This window comes from Phocaeicola acetigenes, from assembly GCF_027529745.1.
Taxonomy (GTDB): domain Bacteria; phylum Bacteroidota; class Bacteroidia; order Bacteroidales; family Bacteroidaceae; genus Phocaeicola; species Phocaeicola acetigenes.
Window position 1 is genome coordinate 277,007 of record NZ_JAPZVM010000002.1, and the last position, 22,345, is coordinate 299,351.

Sequence of the window (22,345 nt, forward strand, 5' to 3'; positions counted from 1 at the left end):
GAAAAGATAAGGAGTAAAGTTTGTGTAAGTAATATTGACAAAATTTAATACTTAATCTTTCTTAAAGAAAGACTTCATCTTTGATTATTTTTTAGTAACTTTGCCTACCAAATCGGTTTATAATAATGAGACAATTAAAGATTACCAAAAGTATCACTAACCGAGAGAGCGCTTCTTTGGACAAATACTTGCAGGAAATAGGTCGTGAAGACCTGATTACTGTAGAAGAAGAAGTAGAACTCGCTCAGCGCATTCGTAAAGGGGACCGTATAGCATTAGAGAAGCTTACGCGTGCGAACTTGCGATTTGTAGTGTCTGTAGCTAAGCAGTATCAGAATCAGGGATTAAGCTTGCCGGACTTGATTAATGAGGGAAACCTTGGTTTGATCAAGGCTGCCGAAAAGTTTGATGAAACCCGTGGTTTCAAATTCATCAGTTACGCTGTATGGTGGATTCGTCAGTCTATTTTGCAGGCTTTGGCAGAACAGTCTCGAATTGTACGTTTGCCCTTGAACCAGGTAGGTTCGCTGAATAAAATCAGCAAAGCCTTCTCTAAATTTGAGCAGGAAAACGAGCGTCGTCCTTCACCGGAAGAATTGGCTGACGAGTTGGAAATCCCGGTAGATAAGATTTCCGATACCTTGAAGGTTTCCGGACGTCATATCTCGGTGGATGCACCGTTTGTCGAAGGAGAAGATAATAGTTTGCTGGATGTATTGGTGAATGACGATTCGCCAATGGCAGACCGTTCGCTGGTTAATGAATCACTTTCGAAGGAAATCGACAGAGCACTTTCTACGCTGACCGAAAGAGAAAAGGATATTATCCAGATGTTTTTCGGTATTAATACGCAGGAAATGACGTTGGAAGAAATCGGGGACAAATTTGGGCTCACTCGTGAGCGTGTCCGCCAGATTAAGGAAAAAGCTATCAGAAGATTAAGACAAAATTCTCGTAGTAAGTTGCTCAAATCTTATTTGGGGTAATAAGATAAGGCTTGATTTTCGAATCTAAAAAGAGATTAAAGATGCGAAGTCCGGAAAGAACGGGCTTCGCATTTTTTATTGGTTTTTCTTATTAATTTATTATTTACCTTTTTTAGTTTGCCTATAAATGTTTACTTTTGTCACATTATATATAAAATGATTTATTATGCGGTATCTGAAATTTGTTTGTTTCTTGTTGATAGCTTCTCTTGCTTTTCCTATGTGGGGAAAGAAGTCTAAGGATAAAGAGTATGGTGTGTATATAGCTGGAGTATCTGCTTCGTTTACAGATTCTTTAGTCTATTTTACCAATGTGCAGTATGTAGATAGTGCTTCATTGGGAGAAAAAGGACTTCTGGATGGAAGAGCACAGTATAGTATCCAGTTGAAAGAGTATCTGGAAAGCAAGGAGAATGGAAAAAACCGTACTTGTTTTATCTATTTCAATAAAAGCAAGAAAAAACTGAATAAGGAAGTCAATAAGATTAGACAACGTTACCAGAAGGGAAAATCATTGATTATAAAGGATGTAAATCCGGAATTTAAGTTCGAAAAAGCCGAATTGTATTAATTTGACATGAAGAAACTTTTGTTATGCCTGTTTTCTATCCTGTTGTTGGTATCGTGTTCCAATGAATTGCCGGACTATCATCTTTCGGTAAAAAAGAATCGTACCATGCTGGCCTATTTGGTCGCCAATAATAATCTGGATGGAGATATTATGAAGAATGTGTTATGGATGTACGAAAATCTGGTTGCTTCTCCGGATAGTTGTACATTATTGGTTTATTATAAGCCAACTTCTTCGAATGATAATATTGATGTTCCTCAGATTCTGGAATTTCGGACTGACGGTTATGGCAATATAAACGGAATCCCGGTGATAGACTGGGGTGACATTACCATCAGCAAGATGTTGCAATATGCGAAAATTCATCAGGCGAGAGAGGGACTTGCTACCGATCCGTATGTGATGGAGGATATCTTGAAGACGATGCAAAGCATAGCTCCTTCTAAAAGCTACGGATTGATTTTCGGTTCACATGCAACAGGATGGTTGCCGGTTTCAACTACATATTCCGGCCGTTCTTTTGGGCAAGACGGAAGTAGTAAGAATGCTATTAATATTCCGGAATTGGCACAGACATTGGAAAGAAGTTTTCCTGATGACAATCTCGATTTCGTAATGTTTGATGCCTGCATGATGGGCACTGCAGAGGTGGCATACGAACTTCGTAATGCTACACGGTATTGTTTTGCGTCGGTAATGGAAACACCGAGAATCGGAATGCCTTATGATCGTATATTCGATTTGCTGTATGAAGATGAGGTAAATTGGCAAAGCGTTTGCGATATTATCGTCAGTTTTAATGCAGAAGATGCCGAACGTGCATGGGGAACCTATGCAGCCTTCGACTGTACAAAAATGGAAGAATTGGCAGAAGTGGTGAAGGCGGAACTGACTCGAAACAAGGAAACAGTGAAGAATTTTGATTATACGAAGGTACAACAGTACGGTGTGTTTTCGTATAAATACTTCTCTTTCGATTTGGTGGATTATCTCACAAAAGTAAACGGAGGAACGACTCCCGATGCCATACGGGATGCCATGTCGCAGGTAGTGGTTGCTAAGAATTGTTTATCGGGTGCCAGATATAATTTTAATGGACTTGTAATAGATGATAGCCGTTTTTGTGGTATGGGAATGTACGATCCTTGTAATGTAAATAATGGAACATGGAATACATATTATACTTCATCTATTGCCTGGTATAAAGCTGTTGGATGGGAAGAAGTAATGAATTGATTCTGATTTAATATGGCAAGAAAATCTTTTTTTTATCTATGGAGCGTATTGGGGGTATGCTGTTTGTGCGGGTGTTCGGATAAATCGCAAACAGCAGACGAGGTAACAGTAGTTGTTGCCGGTGATTTACATTTTGATTTACCTCCCGAAACGGATCAGTACTATCATGTACGTGCAATTAATAATATAGAAGGTAAATTCTGCTTTCCACAAGATGCCCCTCAGGGAATAGCAGGAACTACAGTCGGCAAACTGGATGGAGTTATTGTAGCAGGAGATATGTTTGATAAACCTCATCCCGATATACTGGATTTATATCGTCAGCGTTATGAAAGAAAAGAAGGGGATAAAAGTGTGAATTATCCTGTATATCCCGGATTCGGGAACCATGATATCGACCCTATATCCGGAGACTCTATGGCTAATCTGACGGGAAGGGCTTTCAATCTGTATTATTTGGATTCTTTGCTGTTGGAGAAATTGCAGCATAAAGAGATCTTGAACGTACATCCGTCAAGCCGCAGTTATTCATGGAATATCGGTCATGTGCATTTTGTGCAGGCTCAACGCTTCTCGGGAGATACCGTATTGGGCGAAGCGAATTGGAAATGGCTGGAAGATGACTTGGAAAAATATGCCTCAAAAGGTAATCCGGTGGTATATATACAGCACTATGGCGTGGATGATTGGGCGATTAAATGGTGGCCTGAAAGTGCCAGAGAACGTTTGTTCGACATTCTGGACCGTTATAACGTAGCTGCATTCCTGGTTGGACATACTCATGAACCTTCCGTACAGCATTATCGGGGGTATCCTATTTATCAAGTGAACAATGCGTGGCCCGATGAGGATGGAAACGGATCGTTTGCTGTACTTAAAATAAAAGGAAATAAGGTGGGCATAGCACATTGTCGTTGGACGGACGATAAAGGTAATTATGAAGTGGCTCCTCCTTTCCAGTATGAAACGTTACCCAGAAAAATTGATAAAACTAAATAGACTGTATTGATATGGCAAATGAATTGAAGATATCTCCATCGCTGCTGTCGGCAGACTTTGGAAATTTGAAAGCAGACTTGGATAAGATTAACCAAAGTGAGGCCGACTGGCTGCATATCGACATTATGGATGGGGTATTTGTTCCTAATATCTCTTTCGGATTTCCGGTATTGAAATACGTGGCAGAACTGTGTCAGAAACCGCTTGATGTGCATCTGATGATTGTACAGCCCGAAAAGTTCATCAAGGAAGTGAAAGATTTGGGCACGATGATGATGAATGTGCATTTTGAAACTTGTCCGCATCTGCATCGCGTTGTACAGCAAATCAAGGAGGCAGGAATGAAGGCAGGAGTTACATTGAATCCGTCTACACCTGTGTCTATGCTGGCTGATATTATTACCGAAGTAGATATGGTATTGCTGATGAGTGTAAACCCTGGATTTGGTGGTCAGAAGTTCATTCCACATACACTGAATAAAGTAAAAGAATTGCGTGAACTGATTGCGCGTACAGGCTCACATGCATTGATTGAAGTCGATGGTGGAGTAAATCTGGAAACTGGTGCTTTATTGGCCGATGCCGGAGCTGATGTTCTGGTGGCAGGTAATGCTGTATTTAAGGCTCCCGATATGATTGATATGATTCATCAGTTGAAACAGTTGAAGAAGTAAAGTGTGGCAGCTGTATCCACATTGACAGCTTATCCTATATTCCGGTTGACCCTTGCGCTGGCAACCGGAATCTTTTTATCGGAACGATTGTTTTCCGGATATCTTTCTGTGTCTTTTCTTTGGGGATGTTTGCTTGCCGGTGCTGCGTTGGCAGCAGGAGTGTTTTTTATAGGAAAGTATCGTTTCCGTTTTTTCTTTGGTGGAATAATTTCCCTTTGTTTTATTATACTTGGTATGTTGCTTTCTACCCTTCGGGTGGAACAGGTGCGCTATGACTGGCTGGAAGAAGAGGGTGTCTATACAGCAATTGTAGAAGATATACCACAGCCTAAAAAGAAAACCCTGCAGGCCAAGGTACGGGTAATGGCACGGCAAGATACGCTGCAGAACTGCTGGATACCGGTAGACCGGTCTGTATTGTTGTATTGGATGCCCGATTCCTTGCAGGATACTCCTGCCATAGGAGACCGTATTTGTTTTCAGGCATGTATTCGTCGTCCTGCTTCGGCCGCTTTGCTTACCGGCTTTGACTATGGCAGATATTTGGAGGTACAGGGCGTGAGTGGAACTGCGGTAGCTTTTCGGGGAGACTGGAAGTTGTTGAAACGGGAAGCGGAGCTCACATTCAGACAGCGGGCACTTCTGCTGAGAGAGTCTATTGTGCAGAAGTACAGTGAGTGGGGGCTGACTGGTGAAGTACTGGCTGTGGTATCGGCTCTTACTGTGGGAGACAAGAGCGATTTGACACCGGAGCTGAAAGCGACTTATAGTGCAGCAGGGGTAAGTCATATTTTGGCATTGTCGGGACTTCATATAGGTATTTTGGCGATGATTCTTGGTGGTATTCTGTATCCGTTACGCTATTTGAGAGGCGGAAAGACAGGGATTGCTCTGTTGATAGTCAGTCTGTTGTGGGGATTTGCTTTTATGACAGGACTGAGTCCTTCTGTAGTTCGTGCTGTGACTATGTTCTCCTTATATATAATAGCTTCACTTTTTGTGGAAGATCGTTTCTCGGGTGGACATGCGTTGGTATTAGCTGCTTTTCTGATGTTGTTGTATCAACCTCTTTATTTGTTTGACGTCAGTTTCCAATTGTCGTTTATTGCTGTCTTGTCAATAATTCTGTTTTATCCGATATTTTCGTCTAAGCCAGTTCGCAATAAACCTTTAAAATATGTATGGAACACGATGGCTGTATCACTGGCAGCTCAGCTGGGTACCTTACCTTTGATATTGTATTATTTTGGAGCTTTTCCCACTTATTTTCTGTTGTCCAATTTGGTAGTAACTCCGCTTGCGGTTTGTATATTAGGTACTGCTCTATTGGCATTGTGTTTAGACATCTCGGCTGGGGTAGGGGTAAGCAGTCTGATTGTCGCTTGTTTGAAGGGAGGAGTAATTGCTCTTAATGAAACCATGGCATGGGTACAAGGTCTGTCTTCCTCACAGTTTACATCCATTTATTATTCGGAAACTCAGGTTGTGCTTTCTTTTTTACTGATAGCTTTCTTTTATTCTTGCTACAGAAAGTGGACTTTTCGTCGTTTATTGCCTTTTTTGATTGTACTGAATGTCTGGTTGGGGACGTTCCTTTCCGATAAGTTATTTCCGGAGCAGCATTATCTCTGTGTAGCCCGTTCTTCTGTATATATTAAGCATGGGAGAGAACTTACGCTATTGGATAATTCTTCCGGTATCTATCAAGTCGGTTCATTGTCTGTGGGACTGATAGATGATGGCCGGTGGAGAGAAAAACAATCGGCTTTTCCATTGGAGTTGGATTATATATATGTATGTAGGGGATTCAAAGGTAGTCTGTCCGATCTGACCAGCGTCTTTTCTCCTCGTCAGATTTTGTTCGATTCATCACTCAATGTTCGTTACAAGGAACGTTTGAAAGACGAATGCCGTGAAAGAGGTCTTTCTTATGCAGAGGTGGCGGAAGAAGGAATGCTGATTGCACTGGAATCCTAACAGTGGAATATAACTCGCATTGTGCAAAATCGGCCAATGAGTAATTGTCATTCCTGGAAAGAATAAAAACTTCAAACTTTACCTGTATGTAATCGGCTGATTTTGTAGATAACTCCAGGTAGAATCAGAATAAAATTTGTATTTTTGCTGCTTCAAAAATTTATACATATATGTTATCAAAAGTAATACTTCAGGCCAATATTGATAAAGTAGAGAAATACTTTGACCGAGCAGACAAAATAGTAATTGTTACACATGTGTCTCCCGATGGAGATGCTTTGGGATCTTCACTGGGACTATACCACTTTTTGGAAGGACAGGAAAAGAATGTTCACGTTATAGTACCTAATGCTTTTCCCGACTTTCTTCGTTGGATGCCTGGAGCAAAAGATATTATCCGATATGATAAATATGCTGAATTTGCCGATCAGTTGATTGCAGAAGCTGATGTAATCTGCTGTTTGGATTTCAATGCTCTCTCGCGCATTGACGCTGTAGCAGCATCAGTTGCAAAAGCAGAAGGACGTAAAGTGATGATTGACCATCATCTGAATCCGGAACCATTCTGTAAAGTAACGATTTCTCATCCGGAAATATCATCAACTTCTGAGTTGATTTTTCGTTTGATTTGCCGTTTGGGATATTTTAGTGATATTACCCGCGAAGGAGCTGAGTGTATTTATACCGGAATGATGACCGATACAGGAGGTTTCAGCTACAACTCCAATAATCGTGAAATCTACTTTATTATCAGCGAGCTTCTGTCGAAAGGAATCGATAAGGATGCGATTTACCGAAAAGTCTTCAATACTTATTCCGAAGGCCGTTTGCGTTTGATGGGTTATGTGCTGTACGATAAAATGGAAGTATTCCCTCAATTCCGCTCTTCACTGATTTGGCTTACCCGTGAAGAACAAGGTAAGTTCCAGTATGTGAAAGGAGATACAGAGGGTTTTGTCAATATTCCCTTGCAGATGAAAGGAATTTGTTTCTCTGTATTCCTGCGTGAAGATACAGAGAAGAATATGATTAAAGTTTCACTTCGTTCTGTAGGTAATTTCCCTTGCAACAAGGTTGCGGCAGAGTTCTTCAATGGAGGCGGACATCTGAATGCCTCGGGTGGAGAGTTTTATGGCACGATGGAAGAAGCTATAGGACTGTTTAAGCAGGCTTTGGTAAAATATGAGGACTTGTTGTTGAAAAACGAATGAAAGAAATCTCCCTTGAACGTTAAATAATTCATAATACGATAAAAAAGGAAGGTGTATATTAACCATTTTATTACTTTTGTCGTGATAAAACGAATAAAAATGAAAAAGATAAATTTTGTATTTACCATAGTATGTGCGTTGGCTTTTTGTTTACAGAGTTGTAACAATGGCAAAACGTATGCGGAGATGAAAGAAGAAGAAGCAGATGCTATTAATGCATGGATTAGCCGTAACAACATTAATGTAATCAGCGAAAAAGACTTCTATGCGCAGGATACAATGACAACAGAAAACCAGTATGTTCTGTTTGAAGAAAGCGGTGTATACATGAATATTATTCAGAAAGGTCCGAAATATACCGAAGGAGAACATGCAGGCGAATATAAAGGAAAGGTACTGGGAGATGGCTCACAGGAAATACTTTCTCGCTTTGTGGAGGTTGCTATGCAGGAACGTTCTGATTTGGGCATGGCTGTGGGTGATACTTTACTGGCTAATATGGGAGTTCTTAACCCCGACTATTATATCTATGATGAGGAATTTAAGGTTACAATAGACGGTACTTCTTATTCGGCTACTTTTCAGGGACGCTCGCTGATGTATAATCAGTATGGCAGTACTGCGGTTCCTACCGGATGGTTGATTCCGTTGAAGTATGTGAAGCCTTTCCGAACTACCTCAAGTGAACAGGTTACACGAGTACGTTTGATTGTTCCTCATGGTCAGGGTTCCTCTACGGCTTCCAAGTATGTATATCCTTGTTTCTATGAACTTACTTATAATTTAGGAAAATAATTGTCATGACACTGATTAAATCTATTTCCGGTATTCGCGGAACCATCGGGGGAAAAGCCGGAGAAGGACTGAATCCGCTTGATATTGTAAAGTTTACTTCGGCTTATGCTACGCTGATTCGTAAAACAACTACTGTAAAAAGTAATAAGATTGTAGTTGGACGTGATGCACGTATCTCTGGAGAGATGGTGAAGAACGTAGTATGTGGAACTTTGATGGGGATGGGATTTGATGTGGTAAACATCGGTCTGGCTTCTACACCGACCACAGAGCTCGCTGTAACAATGGAAGGTGCTTGCGGTGGTATCATTCTTACTGCCAGCCATAATCCGAAACAATGGAATGCATTGAAACTGCTGAATGAGCATGGAGAATTCCTGAATGCTGAAGAAGGAAATGAAGTGTTGCGCATTGCAGAAGCCGAAGCATTTGATTTTGCGGATATTGATCATATTGGCAAGTATACTGAAGATAATACATATAATCAGAAACATATTGATAGTGTATTGGCTTTGAAGTTAGTGGATGTGGAAGCTATCCGCAAGGCTGATTTCCGTGTCGCTATCGATTGTGTGAATTCGGTGGGAGGAATTATTCTTCCTCAGTTGTTGGAGCGCCTGGGAGTACAGCATGTAGAAAAATTGTATTGTGAACCGACCGGTGATTTTCAGCATAATCCGGAACCTCTTGAAAAGAACTTGGGTGATATCATGAACCTGATGAAGGGAGGAAAGGCTGATGTGGCTTTTGTGGTAGACCCGGATGTTGACCGTCTGGCTATGATTTGCGAAGACGGAACAATGTATGGCGAGGAATATACATTGGTTACTGTGGCTGATTATGTATTGAAACATACTCCAGGTAATACTGTATCTAACTTGAGTTCTACTCGTGCTTTACGCGATGTGACCCGTAAATACGGTGCTGAATATAATGCGTCGGCAGTAGGTGAGGTAAATGTAGTGACCAAGATGAAAGATACTCATGCTGTAATTGGAGGTGAAGGAAATGGTGGTGTAATTTATCCTGAATCTCACTACGGACGTGATGCTTTGGTAGGTATTGCTCTTTTCCTTAGTCATCTGGCACATGAAGGCAAGAAGGTGAGTGAATTGCGTGCCGGATATCCTAACTATTTTATTGCTAAGAACCGTATCGATCTGACACCGGAAACAGATGTAGATGCTATCCTTGCAAAAGTGAAAGAACTCTACAAAAATGAAGAGATAAACGATATTGATGGTGTGAAGATTGATTTTCCGGATAAATGGGTACATTTGCGTAAGAGTAATACAGAGCCTATTATCCGTGTCTATTCGGAAGCTGCTACTATGGAGGCGGCCGATGAGTTGGGTAAACAGATTATGGATATTGTGTACAGCCTGGCTAAGTAAGAATAATTTTTTTGAGTGATATAGCCCCATCAGACAGAAATCTTTGTTTGTTGGGGTATTTCTTTTTGTTACATTTGCCATCATTTTATCAAGAAACAAATACTATATGAGAAAGACACTTTTATCGGTAGCTGCTTTACTTTGCATGCTTACTGCTTGTACGAAAAACACGAATGAATGGGAGTTGGTATGGTCGGATGAGTTTGACGGAGAGGTAATTGATACAATGTGCTGGAGCAAAATACCTCGGGGAACATCCGACTGGGATAATTATATGTCTGATTTTGATTCATGCTATGCTTTGCGTGACGGTAATCTGGTCTTGAGGGGTATTGTGAATTATACTCAAAAGAATGATACGGCTCAATATCTCACCGGAGGACTTTATACACAAGGAAAACAAATGTTTACAGGTGGAAGAATGGAAATAAGAGCCAAGTTACAGGCGGGACGTGGAGTCTGGCCGGCGATATGGATGCTTCCTGAAAATATCAAATGGCCTGATGGAGGAGAAATTGATATCATGGAACGTTTGAATTATGATACAATTGCTTACCAGACCGTACATTCTTCTTATACGCTGAAAGGAAATGGTAACGATACCATTCCACCTCATTTTGGAACACATGCCATCAATCCTCAGGATTATAATATTTATTCTGTAGATATTTATCCAGATAGTTTGGTCTTTGCAGTCAACGGTAGTCATACTTTTACTTATCCTCGTATTGAAACTGATGAACCTGGACAGTTTCCCTTCTATTGTCCTTACTATCTGTTGATTGATATGCAACTTGGAGGCTCATGGGTAGGACAGGTCGACCCGAAAGATCTTCCGGTAGAGATGTGGGTGGATTGGGTGAAATATTACCGAAAACGCTAGTCTTCTACCCAAAGCATATCACTCATGATTCCGTCGGATACAAAGATACCCGATTCGGTCAGGCGCAGGACATGATTGGTTATCTCTAACTTCCCTTGTTTTAAGTGAGGCTGAGCCATCCGCAAGCAGTATTGGTAGAGAGAATCACCGAAATCGGACTTTAACTTGGATAGGGGCATTCCCCAAGAGGTGCGGATGGTAGTAATCACAAAATCATTATACCGGGTGTACAGATCGAGTTCTTCTATCTCGTACTCCGGTTTTTTTTGTTCAATACCTTGAATGTATTTCTCAATAGAAGCTACGTTCCATTGGCGGGAATGGCCATTATAGGAATGGGCAGAGGCGCCACATCCTAAATATTTTTTTCCCGTCCAGTAACTGGAGTTGTGACGTGAATGGAAGCCGGGAAGGCTAAAATTGGAGATTTCATAATGCTGGTATCCATGTTCTTTCAGTCGGTGTATGAGTGTGGTAAAGAGAGAAACGCTGAGATCTTCTTCTACCTCTTCTACTTGATGTTGTTGTCGCAGTTTCCACAAAGGGGTACCTTCTTCGTAAATCAGATGATAGGCTGAAATATGTTCGGGTTTCATTTCAAGAGCCTGTTGCAGGTCTTTCTCCCAACTTTCCATGGTTTCTCCTGGAAGGCCATACATCAGGTCAATACTGATATTGTGGAAACCGGCTTCCCGGCACCGAATGAAGGCCTCAATGGCCTGCTGAGCCGTATGACGTCGTTGAAGCAGTTTCAGTGTATTTTCGTTGAATGTCTGTATCCCTATGCTAAGCCGGTTGAAAGGCAAGGTACGCAACATGTGTATGTATTCCGGACTTAAATCATCAGGATTAGCTTCCAATGTAATTTCTGCTTCTGGACTGATAGGATATATTTTATATAAGGATGAAAAAATACGTTCAAAATCCTCTTTGGCAAGTTGTGATGGAGTTCCTCCTCCGAAATAAATGGTTTCTATTCTTTCTTCGTCGAGATAATCACGTCGTAATTCCAATTCCTGACACAGTGCATCAATATAAGCAGCTTTCTTTTCACTTCTTGTTGAAGAAAAGAAATCACAATAGATGCATCGTTTCTTACAAAACGGAATGTGAAGATAAATACCTGCCATAGTTGTGGATTTTTATTTCTTCGGCAAAGATAGCGAAAGGTGAGAGTAGAGGCAAACGAAAATATGGTTTTCAAGTTTGAACTATACCAAGCGCCTCTTATCCTATTCAAGGATAAGCAAAGGTGAGGCAGTACCAAGTCAAAAGCAAGCTTTTGAGTGAAAGTGATGTAGAACGATATTTTATACTTATGAAAAGATGGTGAAATGTAAGAGGAAAAGTATTATAAATGTATATGTGTGTCTAATAACATAGTTTAGTAACATGAATTGAATTGTTGCTTTTCTGATTCTATTTTTCTAATTTGCGCATCACTTTAAGAGATATGAAAAGCATATCCTTTTGTTTACTAATTAAATCTTGAAATACCATGAAAGTATATCAGACCAACGAAATTAAAAACATTGCCCTCCTTGGCAATGATGGCTCAGGTAAAACCACCCTCACAGAAGCTTTGCTCTATGAGAGTGGTATTATAAAACGTCGTGGCAGAATTACTGCCAAAAACACAGTGAGCGATTATTTTCCGGTAGAACAAGAGTATGGCTACTCGGTGTTTTCTACTGTCTATCATGTAGAGTGGAATGGTAAAAAGCTGAATATCATCGACTGTCCGGGAAGTGACGACTTTGTAGGAGCTGCTATTACGGCATTGAATGTAACTGATACTGCAATTCTTTTGTTGAATGGTCAGTATGGTCCCGAAGTTGGAACGCAGAATCACTTCCGCTATACGGAAAAACTGGGTAAACCGGTAATCTTCCTGGTAAACCAGCTTGATAATGAAAAATGTGATTTTGACCGTGTATTGGAACAGTTGAAAGAGAATTATGGCTCTAAAGTAGTTCCGGTTCAGTATCCGTTAAGTACAGGACCCGACTTCAATTCGTTGATTGATGTACTTTTAATGAAAAAATATTCTTGGGGTCCTGAAGGAGGAGCTCCAACCATCGAACCGGTTCCCGAAGAGGAAATGGAAAAGGCGATGGAATGGCATAAAGCATTGGTAGAAGCTGCTGCCGAACACGATGAAACATTAATGGAAAAATTCTTCGAATCAGAGTCTTTGACCGAAGATGAAATGCGTGAAGGTATCCGCAAAGGATTGGCGGCAAGAGGTATGTTCCCTGTATTCTGCGTATGTGCCGGTAAAGATATGGGTGTACGCCGACTGATGGAATTCCTTGGTAATGTGGTGCCGTTTGTAGATGAAATGCCTACAGTACACAATACCCGTGGAGTACCAGTAGAACCTAAGGCTGATGCTCCAACTTCTTTGTATTTCTTTAAGACTGCAGTAGAACCTCATATTGGTGATGTGCAGTACTTTAAAGTAATGAGTGGTGTTGTGCATGAGGGTGATGATTTGAGTAATGCGGATAGAGGCTCGAAAGAACGTATGGCTCAGTTGTATGTATGTGCAGGTGCTAACCGTGAAAAGGTAGACGAATTACGGGCTGGAGACATTGGATGTACTGTGAAACTGAAAGATGTGAAAACAGGAAATACCCTAAACGGAAAGGATTGTGAGAATCGCTTTAACTTTATTAAATATCCGAATCCTAAATATACACGTGCTATCAAACCGGTAAATGAAGCTGATACAGAAAAGATGATGGCTGTTTTGAATCGTATGCGTGAAGAAGATCCGACATGGGTAGTAGAGCAATCTAAAGAGTTGAAGCAGATTTTAGTGCATGGTCAGGGTGAGTTCCATTTACGTACTTTGAAATGGCGTTTGGAAAATAATGAAAAACTTCAGGTACAATTCTTTGAACCTAAGATTCCATATCGTGAAACAATTACTAAAGCTGCACGTGCAGATTATCGTCATAAGAAGCAATCGGGTGGTGCAGGACAGTTTGGTGAAGTGCATCTGATTGTAGAACCATATTATGAAGGTATGCCTGCCCCCGAACTCTATAAGTTCAATGGACAAGAATTCAAAATGAATGTGAAAGGCACTGAAACCATCGATTTGGAATGGGGTGGTAAACTGGTGTTTGTAAATAGTGTAGTAGGTGGAGCAATTGATGCTCGTTTTATGCCTGCTATTTTGAAAGGTATTATGAGTCGTATGGAACAAGGTCCGTTGACTGGTTCTTATGCACGCGATGTACGTGTCATTGTTTATGACGGAAAGATGCATCCGGTAGATTCAAATGAAATTTCATTTATGCTTGCCGGACGTCAGGCCTTTAGTGAAGCCTTTAAAAATGCAGGTCCGAAGATTCTTGAGCCTATTTATGATGTAGAAGTCTTTGTTCCAAGCGATAAATTAGGTGATGTAATGAGCGATATGCAAGGACGTAGAGGTATGATTATGGGTATGAGCAGTGAAAAAGGATATGAAAAACTGGCTGCAAAAGTACCTTTGAAAGAAATGTCTAATTATTCTACAGCGTTGAGTTCACTGACAGGTGGTCGTGCTTCGTTTATTATGAAGTTTGCAAGTTACGAATTGGTACCAACTGATGTACAGAATAAGTTGATGAAAGAATTCGAAGAACAGGAAAAAGAGGACGCGTAATTCTCAAGTTGTTGTTTTTATAGGTAAAAAGGTCGTATTTCTTAAAAATACGGCCTTTTTTATTTAACTAAACTTAAACAATTAGGTAGTTTTATTTGTTGTTAATTTAAAGTTTTATTATTTTTGCATTAATAGGAGTCGAAAACCAGTTTGTAGTGTAGAAAAAGATAACTTGAATGATGAATTCTGTTAATATAAAAGAAATTCTGGTTTAAAACATGTTAAGCTGAATATTTTGTAATAGTTAGGCTGTTAAATTTGCCCCTATGAAAAAGTCAACTATTTGGATATTAGGTATTGTGATGGGCCTTTCTTTTCTTAGTTTGCTTTATTTGCAGGTAAGCTATATCGAAGAGATGGTCAAGATGCGCAAGGAACAGTTCGAAGAGAATGTAGGACGAAGTCTTGCTCAGGCTGTTCATAATTTAGAGTTGGTAGAAACAAAGAAGTATCTTGAAAAAGATATTGCAGCTACCGGACGTGCCGGACAGTTATCGCCTGTAGGACGAGTGTTGGATCAGACAGATAATTTAGTAGAGCAGCATCGTTATAAGATTACAGCTCCTGATGGTACGACTATGTATTCTACTTTTGAATTGAAAGCGATTACCAATCGTCCTTCCAGTGTTCCTAAAGTGGTAATTTCAACAGGAAAGAATATTCCTCAAACTTCTCGTGCATTGCAGGAAATCTTAAAGGAGCGTTATATTTATCAGCGTGCTTTGCTTGATGAGGTAGTTTATAACATTCTTTATACAGCAAGTGATAAGCCTTTAAGAGAACGTGTGAATTTTAATCAGTTGAATCATTTTCTGAAAGCAGAGCTGTTAAACAATGGAATAGATATTCCTTATCATTTTTCTGTGACTGACCGTAATGGTAAAGAGGTGTACCGTTGTTCTGACTATGTGTACGATAATGAGAAAATCTATTCGCGTCTGCTCTTTGAGAAAGATCCTCCAGCAAAAATGGGATTTGTAAATGTGTTCTTCCCTACTATCAATAGCTATATCTTCAGTTCGGTAAGATTTATGATTCCCTCCCTTATCTTTACATTGGTATTGCTGGTGACCTTTATCTTTACCATTTATATCATTTTCCGGCAGAAGAAACTGACAGAGATAAAGAATGATTTCATTAATAACATGACGCATGAGTTTAAGACTCCGATATCTACCATATCACTGGCTGCGCAGATGTTGAACGATCCTGCTGTAGGTAAGTCACCTGCTATGTTTAAGCATATATCAGGTGTTATTAATGATGAAACAAAGCGCTTGCGTTTCCAGGTTGAAAAGGTATTGCAGATGTCTATGTTTGAACGCCAGAAGGCAACCTTGAAAAAGAAGGAAGTAGACGCCAATGAACTGATTTACGGTGTTACTAATACCTTCCGACTGAAAGTAGAGAATTGTAATGGAACCTTAGATGTGGCGCTGGATGCAGATGATCCATTTATCTTTGTAGATGAAATGCATTTTACAAATGTGATATTCAATTTGTTGGATAATGCTTTGAAATATAAGAAAGCAGATGTGAATATACATCTCAAGGTTCGGACATGGAATGAATCTGGTAAATTGCATATCTCTATAGAGGATAATGGTATTGGTATTAAGAAAGAAAACTTAAAGAAGATATTTGAAAAGTTCTATCGGGTTCATACCGGCAACTTACATGATGTGAAAGGTTTTGGTTTAGGACTGGCCTATGTGAAGAAAATCATAACCGATCACAAGGGAACAATACGTGCTGAGAGTGAACTGAATGTAGGAACTAAATTTATTATTGTATTACCTTTATTTAAAGACGAATAATATGGACGAAAAATTGCGTATTTTGCTGTGCGAAGATGATGAGAATCTTGGCATGCTTTTAAGAGAATATTTGCAGGCAAAGGGCTATTCTGCAGAACTTTGTCCGGATGGTGAAGCTGGCTACAAAGCTTTTTTGAAAAATAAGTATGACTTATGTGTGTTGGATGTAATGATGCCTAAGAAGGATGGATTTACTTTGGCACAGGAAATTCGTCAGGCAAATGCTGAAATTCCTATTATTTTCCTGACTGCAAAGACACTGAAAGAAGATATATTGGAAGGATTTAAGATTGGAGCAGATGATTATATTACCAAACCTTTCAGTATGGAAGAATTGACTTTCCGTATTGAAGCAATTTTGCGTCGTGTACGTGGTAAACGTAATAAGGAAAGTAATATTTATAAGATTGGTCGTTTTACTTTCGATACACAGAAGCAGATTTTGGCAATTGATGGAAAACAGACTAAATTGACTACAAAAGAATCAGAACTGTTAGGCTTGTTATGTGCCCATGCCAATGAAATTCTGCAGCGTGATTTTGCATTGAAAACAATTTGGATTGATGACAACTACTTCAACGCAAGAAGTATGGATGTATACATTACTAAATTGCGTAAGCATTTGAAGGAAGATGATTCAATTGAAATCATCAATATTCATGGAAAGGGATATAAACTGATTACTCCGGAACAGGAATAAGAGATGAGTGATGAAATATAAAAAAGCCTGAATCAAATTGTTTGATTCAGGCTTTTTTATTTCTTTTGATTTTGAAGAAATATCAGTCAACAATACGTTTGTTGCAAATGATATAAGTAATAAGTCCGATAATAGTGAGTGCCAAAGAGCCTCCCAAAATAGTGTTGTTGTTCACATTACCGGTTGCATAAGAAGCAATCAGAATCACAGCACCAATGATGACCAATATCACTCCTAAGTTCTTTAATAAGCTTTTCATGTGTGTCTTCTGTTTTAATGGTTTATTATTCTTGGTTACAAAGAAAAGCATAATTCTTGTATCAAGAAAATTATTTTAAAGAAAAAATGAGGTCAAAATCAAATATCTTTCGCAGGTTACAGATAATTGTAACTTAATCTTTTGTATTTGTAAATATTTTCCTTAAAACATCCTGACTTATACGCAATTCTTCCAGTGTCAGACCGTGTAATGCTTCTTTCAGGGTTTTGTTTGCAATGAAGCGTGCCATGTCTTCCAGTTCTTTTCCCGTCTTGGTAAGATGTATCAAGTTGGTACGGCGATCCTTTTTATCCGAGATACGTACTACCAGATGTTGTTTTTCCATGTTGTCTATCAGTCGAGTCATACTAGGCTTATCTTTAAACGTTGCATTGCATAACTCCTGTTGTGTTACTCCATCCTTTTCCCATAAGAAAAGCAATACTGTCCATTGTTCGGGAGTGATGTCCATTCCGTTCTGCCGAAAATTTCGGCTTAGCTTTCTATTGATTGCTGCGGATACTTTTCCGTTTAGGATGGCAAAAATAAGTTGAATATCAAAATTAAATTGTTCTATCATCTAATTATTGTTTAAGCAACTATGCAAAGATACGACAGTTTTATGAAATATAGAAGAGTAAAATGAAAATTTAAGCTCTCTTATATATAGCTTCTTAGCCCTCTTTTGAACTTTTTATTGGAGGATTTTACTTGATATGATATAGTTGTGAATAAAAAATATGAAAAAAGATGCTTGTAGACAGATATTAATTTTGGATAAAAAGCAATAAGGTGTTGTATATAAGAGAAAAAAGTTCTACCTTTGCACCGCAATTGAAAAATTTATTTATTAATAATTTAATTAACGAATAGTATGAATCAATACGAAACCGTTTTCATTTTAACTCCCGTTTTGTCTGATGTTCAGATGAAGGAAGCGGTAGAGAAGTTCAAAGCTATCCTGACTCAGGAAGGTGCGGAGATCATCAACGAAGAAAACTGGGGATTGAAGAAATTGGCTTACCCAATTCAGAAAAAATCTACTGGTTTTTATCAGCTGATTGAATTTAAAGCAGAACCGTCGGTAATCGAAAAATTGGAAGTAAACTACCGTCGTGACGAACGTGTTATCCGTTTCTTGACATTCAAGATGGATAAATACGCTGCAGAATATGCTGCTAAGAGAAGAAATGTTAAATCAACTAAAAAGGAGGAAAACTAATCATGGCACAGCAACAATCAGAAATCAGATATTTAACTCCGCCTTCAGTAGACGTTAAGAAGAAAAAATACTGCCGTTTCAAAAAGAGTGGTATTAAGTATATCGACTACAAAGATCCTGAATTCTTGAAGAAATTCTTGAACGAACAGGGTAAAATCCTTCCACGCCGTATCACAGGTACTTCATTGAAGTTCCAGCGCCGTATTGCACAGGCTGTGAAGAGAGCTCGTCATTTGGCTTTGCTGCCTTTCGTAACTGATATGATGAAATAATAAAGGAGGAGTAAGAATATGGAATTGATTTTGAAAGAAGACGTAGTTAACTTGGGCTACAAGAATGATATTGTAACCGTTAAATCAGGTTATGGTCGTAACTATCTTATTCCGACTGGCAAAGCTGTAATCGCTTCTCCAGCTGCAAAGAAAATGTTGGCTGAAGAATTGAAACAGCGTGCTCACAAACTGGAAAAGATTAAGAAAGATGCTGAAGCTGTAGCAGAATCATTGAAAGATGTTTCTTTGAAAATTGCTACTAAAGTTAGCGCTACTGGTGCTATCTACGGTTCTGTAGGTAACATTCAGATTGCTGAAGAATTGGCTAAATTGGGTCACAACATCGATCGTAAGATTATCGTTGTAAAAGAAGCTGTGAAAGAAGTTGGCCACTACAAAGCAGTTGTTAAACTTCACAAGGAAGTTTCTGTAGAAATTCCTTTCGAAGTTGTTGCAGAAGAAGCTTAATTTTGCTATCTGTAAATACTTGATAAAAGCCCCGAATAGAGTAATCTGTTCGGGGTTCTTTTTTATATATAGTTGTGTCTTGAAAATTTTAAAAGCTGTATATTCAAAGATAAAAGTGAAAAAAGTAGATAATCCTGAATTCTTTGGAGTATATAGAATTTTCGCATGACCATTTTATGGCTGTATACGAAATGATGAAAATATCAGTCTGGTAGAAAAAGAAATTCTTGAAAACAGTTTTTCAAGTAAAGTAAAATTAATGAATATTGGAGAAAGAAAAATAAAGAGAAAGTTGTTAGAAGCTTACGTATGGACATAAAAAAAGTCTGTGTGCTAAGCACTCAGACTTTCAATTCTCTCTACTGTTCGTAAATTATTCAGCAACTACTGAGTCAGTAGCAACAGTGTCAGCAACAGCAGCAACAGTGTCAGCTACTACAGTTTCTTCTACTACAACTGCTGAAGAATCAGCTGCTTCAGAGTTTGCTTTCTGGTTACCACCGCAAGATGCGAAAGATACAGCAACGAATGCTACGAACAAGAATACTAATTTTTTCATTTTCTTTGCTTTTTTAATCTGTAATACTTAGTTGTTTTCTTAAAACGATGCAAAGATATAGACTTTTCTGATACGTTGTTCTCCAACATGCAACTTTTTTTCAAAAAAATATGTTTTAAAATATGTTTTTATGTTGTAACCCCACTTTGGGGGCTTCTGTTCAAAGAATAATGAGTAACTTTGTATACTCAATGTATATCTATAACGGAGTTTAAAAAAATGATTGATACAACTATATTTCAGGATAAAAAAGCAGTCTATTATACTTTAGGCTGCAAATTGAATTTTGCTGAAACATCTTCTATCGGAAAAGCTTTAAAAGAAGCCGGAGTACGTACCGTACGTAAAGGAGAGAAAGCAGATATTTGCGTAATCAATACTTGTTCGGTGACAGAGATGGCTGATAAGAAATGTCGCCAGGCTATTCACCGCCTGACAAAGGAACACCCTAATGCTTTTGTGGTGGTAACTGGTTGCTATGCACAATTGAAACCAGGACAAGTAGCCGATATAGAAGGTGTGGATCTGGTGTTGGGAGCAGAACAGAAAGGTAATTTAATGGATTATCTTGGCGATTTGACTAAACATGAACATGGAACAGCTGTGACTACAGCTACCAAAGATATTCGTACTTTTGCACCTTCCTGTTCAAGAGGAGACCGTACACGTTATTTCCTGAAAGTACAAGATGGTTGTGATTACTTCTGTTCGTATTGTACAATTCCTTTTGCGCGTGGAAGAAGCCGCAATGGTAAAATTGCAGATTTGGTAGAACAGGCTCGTCAGGTAGCAGCCGAAGGAGGGAAGGAAATTGTATTGACTGGTGTCAATATTGGTGATTTTGGAAAATCTACGGGAGAGACTTTCTTCGATTTGGTGAAAGCATTGGATGAGGTAGAAGGAATTGAACGTTATCGTATTTCGTCCATTGAGCCTAACTTGCTGACGGATGAAATTATTGAATATGTATCGCGTTCCCGTCGTTTTATGCCACATTTCCATATTCCTTTGCAGTCGGGGTCGGACGAAGTCTTGAAATTGATGCGCCGTCGTTACGATACAGCTTTGTTTGCGTCGAAGATAGCAAAAATCAAGTCGCTGATGCCGGATGCTTTTATTGGAGTAGATGTCATCGTAGGAACAAGAGGTGAACTTCCTGAATATTTTGAACAGGCCTATGAATTTATAAAAGGATTGGATGTCACTCAGTTGCATGTGTTTAGCTATTCGGAGCGTCCTGGAACACAGGCTTTGAAGATAGACTATGTGGTATCTCCGGAAGATAAGCATGCACGTAGCCAGCGTCTTTTGTCCTTGTCGGAAGAAAAGACTCATGCTTTTTATGCCCGTCATATTGGTCGTGAAGCTACAGTGTTGATGGAAAAGTCGAAAGCCGGGGCTCCAATGCATGGCTTTACAGATAATTATATCAGAGTAGAGTTGGAACACGATGATGCGTTGGACAATCATCTCGTTCGTGTTCGTTTGGGCGAATTCAATGAAGATGGAACATCTTTGAAGGGAACAATCCTATGACAAAAGTTGCAGTAGTCATATTAAATTGGAATGGAGCCGAAATGCTCCGTCGTTTTTTGCCTTCTGTGATAAGTGGTTCTCAAGCAGAAGGAGTGGAGATTTATGTGGCTGATAATGCTTCCACCGATGATTCATGTCGTGTGATAGAAGAAGAATTCTCTAGTGTACATCTTATTCGTCTGGATCGCAATTATGGTTTTGCCGATGGATATAATAAAGCTTTGTCGCAGATAGAAGCCTGCTATGCAGTACTTTTAAACAGCGATGTGGAAGTAACTCCAGATTGGCTATCTCCTCTTGTAAACTATCTTGATGCACATCCCGATGTAGCAGCCTGCCAACCTAAAATTTTGAGTTTCAGAGAAAAGAAAAAGTTTGAATATGCAGGTGCCTCGGGAGGATTTCTCGATAAATATGGATACCCGTTTTGTCGTGGCCGTATTTTCGATGAAGTAGAAGAGGATAGAGGACAGTATGATTCGGTTTCTCCTGTTTTCTGGGCTACTGGTGCAGCTTTGTTTATCCGTTTATCTGTTTATCGTGAAGTAGGAGGGCTTGACGGACGTTTCTTTGCCCATATGGAAGAAATAGATTTATGTTGGCGTTTACGTAGTCGGGGGTATCAGATTTTCTGTATTCCATCCAGTACGGTATACCATGTAGGTGGAGCTACCTTAAAGAAAGAAAATCCGCGTAAAACTTATCTTAATTTCCGCAATAATCTGCTGATGCTCTATAAGAATCTTCCTGTATCCGAACTGGATTCGGTGATGCGCGTTCGTATGTGCTTGGATTATTTGGCAATGATATTTTTCCTGTTGAAAAGAGACTGGAAAAATGCAAAAGCAGTGATGCAGGCCAGAAAAGATTTCATGAAGATGCGTCCTCAGTTTGAAGCAGATCGTTGTGAAAACTTGAATAAGACTGTCGTAAAGAATATCCCAGAGCGCCGTATATTCAGTATTTTATGGCAGTCGAAGCTAAAGGGGAAGAAATTTTTCTCTGAATTGTAATATTTTTATTGTTAAATAGATCTGCTATTAAGTTTATAAAGACAAAGAATGCTGTTGTAGGCATAAGAAAAACAACTGGTTGTAATTTCTCCTGTTGAGAACAACCAGTTGTTTT

The 22,345-nt window shown here is 39.3% G+C and carries 22 protein-coding genes; 18 read left to right on the plus strand and 4 right to left on the minus strand.

The annotated features are described in order from the left end of the window. Positions 1 to 125: 125 nt before the first annotated feature. The 10 genes from O6P32_RS03690 (at position 126) to O6P32_RS03735 (ending at position 10,726) form a co-directional block, all read left to right on the plus strand. Entirely contained in the window at positions 126 to 986 is an 861-nt protein-coding gene (locus tag O6P32_RS03690; protein ID WP_178266111.1) for a sigma-70 family RNA polymerase sigma factor, read from the plus strand. A gap of 166 nt (positions 987 to 1,152) precedes the next feature. Beyond that, positions 1,153 to 1,557, plus strand: coding sequence for a hypothetical protein (locus O6P32_RS03695; RefSeq protein ID WP_269876870.1), 405 nt, complete (start codon positions 1,153 to 1,155; stop codon positions 1,555 to 1,557). A 6-nt stretch (positions 1,558 to 1,563) separates the two neighbouring features. Next, positions 1,564 to 2,793 carry a clostripain-related cysteine peptidase gene (locus O6P32_RS03700; protein ID WP_269876872.1) on the plus strand — a complete coding sequence of 410 codons (1,230 nt, stop codon included), beginning with the start codon at positions 1,564 to 1,566 and terminating at the stop codon, positions 2,791 to 2,793. A 12-nt stretch (positions 2,794 to 2,805) separates the two neighbouring features. Further along, positions 2,806 to 3,792, plus strand: a complete 987-nt coding sequence (locus O6P32_RS03705; RefSeq protein WP_178266551.1) for a metallophosphoesterase — start codon at positions 2,806 to 2,808, stop codon at positions 3,790 to 3,792. Positions 3,793 to 3,803: 11 nt separating this feature from the next. Then, the gene (gene rpe / locus O6P32_RS03710; RefSeq protein WP_269876874.1) at positions 3,804 to 4,466 is read left to right on the plus strand and encodes a ribulose-phosphate 3-epimerase; all 663 of its coding nucleotides are present in this window, start codon (positions 3,804 to 3,806) and stop codon (positions 4,464 to 4,466) included. Positions 4,467 to 4,469: 3 nt separating this feature from the next. Next, complete coding sequence (locus O6P32_RS03715; RefSeq protein ID WP_269876876.1) at positions 4,470 to 6,443, plus strand: ComEC/Rec2 family competence protein; 1,974 nt, start codon at positions 4,470 to 4,472, stop codon at positions 6,441 to 6,443. A 170-nt stretch (positions 6,444 to 6,613) separates the two neighbouring features. Next, entirely contained in the window at positions 6,614 to 7,654 is a 1,041-nt protein-coding gene (locus tag O6P32_RS03720) for a DHH family phosphoesterase (protein ID WP_178266548.1), read from the plus strand. 99 nt (positions 7,655 to 7,753) lie between these two features. Continuing rightward, positions 7,754 to 8,449, plus strand: coding sequence for a DUF4827 domain-containing protein (locus tag O6P32_RS03725; protein WP_269876877.1), 696 nt, complete (start codon positions 7,754 to 7,756; stop codon positions 8,447 to 8,449). Positions 8,450 to 8,454: 5 nt separating this feature from the next. Beyond that, on the plus strand, positions 8,455 to 9,843 hold the full coding sequence (glmM, locus tag O6P32_RS03730; RefSeq protein ID WP_178266546.1) for a phosphoglucosamine mutase: 1,389 nt from the start codon (positions 8,455 to 8,457) through the stop codon (positions 9,841 to 9,843). 106 nt (positions 9,844 to 9,949) lie between these two features. Next, a complete protein-coding gene (locus O6P32_RS03735) occupies positions 9,950 to 10,726 on the plus strand; it encodes a glycoside hydrolase family 16 protein (RefSeq protein WP_269876878.1) in 777 nt (258 codons plus the stop codon). Here the strand turns inward: O6P32_RS03735 and hemW are convergent. Beyond that, on the minus strand, positions 10,723 to 11,856 hold the full coding sequence (hemW, locus tag O6P32_RS03740; protein ID WP_269876880.1) for a radical SAM family heme chaperone HemW: 1,134 nt from the start codon (positions 11,854 to 11,856) through the stop codon (positions 10,723 to 10,725). The genes O6P32_RS03735 and hemW overlap by 4 nt on opposite strands. A 368-nt stretch (positions 11,857 to 12,224) precedes the next feature. On the opposite strand from hemW, the gene O6P32_RS03745 reads away from it, so the two are divergent. The 3 genes from O6P32_RS03745 (at position 12,225) to rprY (ending at position 16,901) form a co-directional block, all read left to right on the plus strand. Further along, positions 12,225 to 14,384 (plus strand): elongation factor G, encoded by a 2,160-nt coding sequence (locus O6P32_RS03745; RefSeq protein WP_178266543.1) that lies wholly within the window; start codon positions 12,225 to 12,227, stop codon positions 14,382 to 14,384. Positions 14,385 to 14,650: 266 nt separating this feature from the next. Beyond that, positions 14,651 to 16,201: a sensor histidine kinase gene (locus O6P32_RS03750; protein ID WP_178266542.1), complete on the plus strand. Its 1,551-nt coding sequence runs from the start codon at positions 14,651 to 14,653 to the stop codon at positions 16,199 to 16,201. 1 nt (position 16,202) lies between these two features. Beyond that, positions 16,203 to 16,901 (plus strand): response regulator transcription factor RprY, encoded by a 699-nt coding sequence (gene rprY, locus O6P32_RS03755; RefSeq protein ID WP_178266541.1) that lies wholly within the window; start codon positions 16,203 to 16,205, stop codon positions 16,899 to 16,901. A gap of 82 nt (positions 16,902 to 16,983) precedes the next feature. Here rprY and O6P32_RS03760 read toward each other — a convergent pair whose 3' ends face one another. Both O6P32_RS03760 and O6P32_RS03765 read right to left on the minus strand, forming a co-directional pair. After that, a complete protein-coding gene (locus O6P32_RS03760) occupies positions 16,984 to 17,160 on the minus strand; it encodes a hypothetical protein (protein WP_178266540.1) in 177 nt (58 codons plus the stop codon). Between the two features lie 133 nt (positions 17,161 to 17,293). Next, the gene (locus O6P32_RS03765) at positions 17,294 to 17,740 is read right to left on the minus strand and encodes a MarR family winged helix-turn-helix transcriptional regulator (protein ID WP_178266539.1); all 447 of its coding nucleotides are present in this window, start codon (positions 17,738 to 17,740) and stop codon (positions 17,294 to 17,296) included. Between the two features lie 294 nt (positions 17,741 to 18,034). Here O6P32_RS03765 and rpsF point away from each other — a divergent pair, with 294 nt between their 5' ends. The 3 genes from rpsF to rplI are packed head-to-tail and all read left to right on the plus strand — an operon-like array spanning position 18,035 to position 19,122. Then, entirely contained in the window at positions 18,035 to 18,382 is a 348-nt protein-coding gene (gene rpsF, locus O6P32_RS03770; RefSeq protein WP_007563184.1) for a 30S ribosomal protein S6, read from the plus strand. A 2-nt stretch (positions 18,383 to 18,384) separates the two neighbouring features. Further along, a complete protein-coding gene (gene rpsR, locus O6P32_RS03775; protein ID WP_005841178.1) occupies positions 18,385 to 18,654 on the plus strand; it encodes a 30S ribosomal protein S18 in 270 nt (89 codons plus the stop codon). Between the two features lie 18 nt (positions 18,655 to 18,672). After that, a complete protein-coding gene (rplI, locus tag O6P32_RS03780) occupies positions 18,673 to 19,122 on the plus strand; it encodes a 50S ribosomal protein L9 (RefSeq protein ID WP_178266538.1) in 450 nt (149 codons plus the stop codon). A gap of 373 nt (positions 19,123 to 19,495) precedes the next feature. On the opposite strand, the gene O6P32_RS03785 is transcribed toward rplI, so the two are convergent. After that, positions 19,496 to 19,681, minus strand: coding sequence for a PG1828 family lipoprotein (locus tag O6P32_RS03785; RefSeq protein ID WP_178266537.1), 186 nt, complete (start codon positions 19,679 to 19,681; stop codon positions 19,496 to 19,498). Positions 19,682 to 19,900: 219 nt separating this feature from the next. On the opposite strand from O6P32_RS03785, the gene mtaB reads away from it, so the two are divergent. After that, positions 19,901 to 21,217, plus strand: a complete 1,317-nt coding sequence (mtaB, locus tag O6P32_RS03790; RefSeq protein ID WP_269876894.1) for a tRNA (N(6)-L-threonylcarbamoyladenosine(37)-C(2))-methylthiotransferase MtaB — start codon at positions 19,901 to 19,903, stop codon at positions 21,215 to 21,217. Further along, entirely contained in the window at positions 21,214 to 22,230 is a 1,017-nt protein-coding gene (locus O6P32_RS03795; protein ID WP_269876896.1) for a glycosyltransferase family 2 protein, read from the plus strand. Before mtaB ends, O6P32_RS03795 begins: the two co-directional genes overlap by 4 nt. Positions 22,231 to 22,345 lie beyond the last annotated feature (115 nt).

Coding starts and splice junctions, on each gene's coding strand:
- O6P32_RS03690 (WP_178266111.1), top strand. CDS start 126: ATGAGACAATTAAAGATTACCAAAAGTATCACTAACCGAGAGAGCGCT.
- O6P32_RS03695 (WP_269876870.1), top strand. CDS start 1,153: ATGCGGTATCTGAAATTTGTTTGTTTCTTGTTGATAGCTTCTCTTGCT.
- O6P32_RS03700 (WP_269876872.1), top strand. CDS start 1,564: ATGAAGAAACTTTTGTTATGCCTGTTTTCTATCCTGTTGTTGGTATCG.
- O6P32_RS03705 (WP_178266551.1), top strand. CDS start 2,806: ATGGCAAGAAAATCTTTTTTTTATCTATGGAGCGTATTGGGGGTATGC.
- rpe (WP_269876874.1), top strand. CDS start 3,804: ATGGCAAATGAATTGAAGATATCTCCATCGCTGCTGTCGGCAGACTTT.
- O6P32_RS03720 (WP_178266548.1), top strand. CDS start 6,614: ATGTTATCAAAAGTAATACTTCAGGCCAATATTGATAAAGTAGAGAAA.
- O6P32_RS03725 (WP_269876877.1), top strand. CDS start 7,754: ATGAAAAAGATAAATTTTGTATTTACCATAGTATGTGCGTTGGCTTTT.
- glmM (WP_178266546.1), top strand. CDS start 8,455: ATGACACTGATTAAATCTATTTCCGGTATTCGCGGAACCATCGGGGGA.
- O6P32_RS03735 (WP_269876878.1), top strand. CDS start 9,950: ATGAGAAAGACACTTTTATCGGTAGCTGCTTTACTTTGCATGCTTACT.
- hemW (WP_269876880.1), bottom strand. CDS start 11,856: ATGGCAGGTATTTATCTTCACATTCCGTTTTGTAAGAAACGATGCATC.
- O6P32_RS03745 (WP_178266543.1), top strand. CDS start 12,225: ATGAAAGTATATCAGACCAACGAAATTAAAAACATTGCCCTCCTTGGC.
- O6P32_RS03750 (WP_178266542.1), top strand. CDS start 14,651: ATGAAAAAGTCAACTATTTGGATATTAGGTATTGTGATGGGCCTTTCT.
- rprY (WP_178266541.1), top strand. CDS start 16,203: ATGGACGAAAAATTGCGTATTTTGCTGTGCGAAGATGATGAGAATCTT.
- O6P32_RS03760 (WP_178266540.1), bottom strand. CDS start 17,160: ATGAAAAGCTTATTAAAGAACTTAGGAGTGATATTGGTCATCATTGGT.
- O6P32_RS03765 (WP_178266539.1), bottom strand. CDS start 17,740: ATGATAGAACAATTTAATTTTGATATTCAACTTATTTTTGCCATCCTA.
- rpsF (WP_007563184.1), top strand. CDS start 18,035: ATGAATCAATACGAAACCGTTTTCATTTTAACTCCCGTTTTGTCTGAT.
- rpsR (WP_005841178.1), top strand. CDS start 18,385: ATGGCACAGCAACAATCAGAAATCAGATATTTAACTCCGCCTTCAGTA.
- rplI (WP_178266538.1), top strand. CDS start 18,673: ATGGAATTGATTTTGAAAGAAGACGTAGTTAACTTGGGCTACAAGAAT.
- O6P32_RS03785 (WP_178266537.1), bottom strand. CDS start 19,681: ATGAAAAAATTAGTATTCTTGTTCGTAGCATTCGTTGCTGTATCTTTC.
- mtaB (WP_269876894.1), top strand. CDS start 19,901: ATGATTGATACAACTATATTTCAGGATAAAAAAGCAGTCTATTATACT.
- O6P32_RS03795 (WP_269876896.1), top strand. CDS start 21,214: ATGACAAAAGTTGCAGTAGTCATATTAAATTGGAATGGAGCCGAAATG.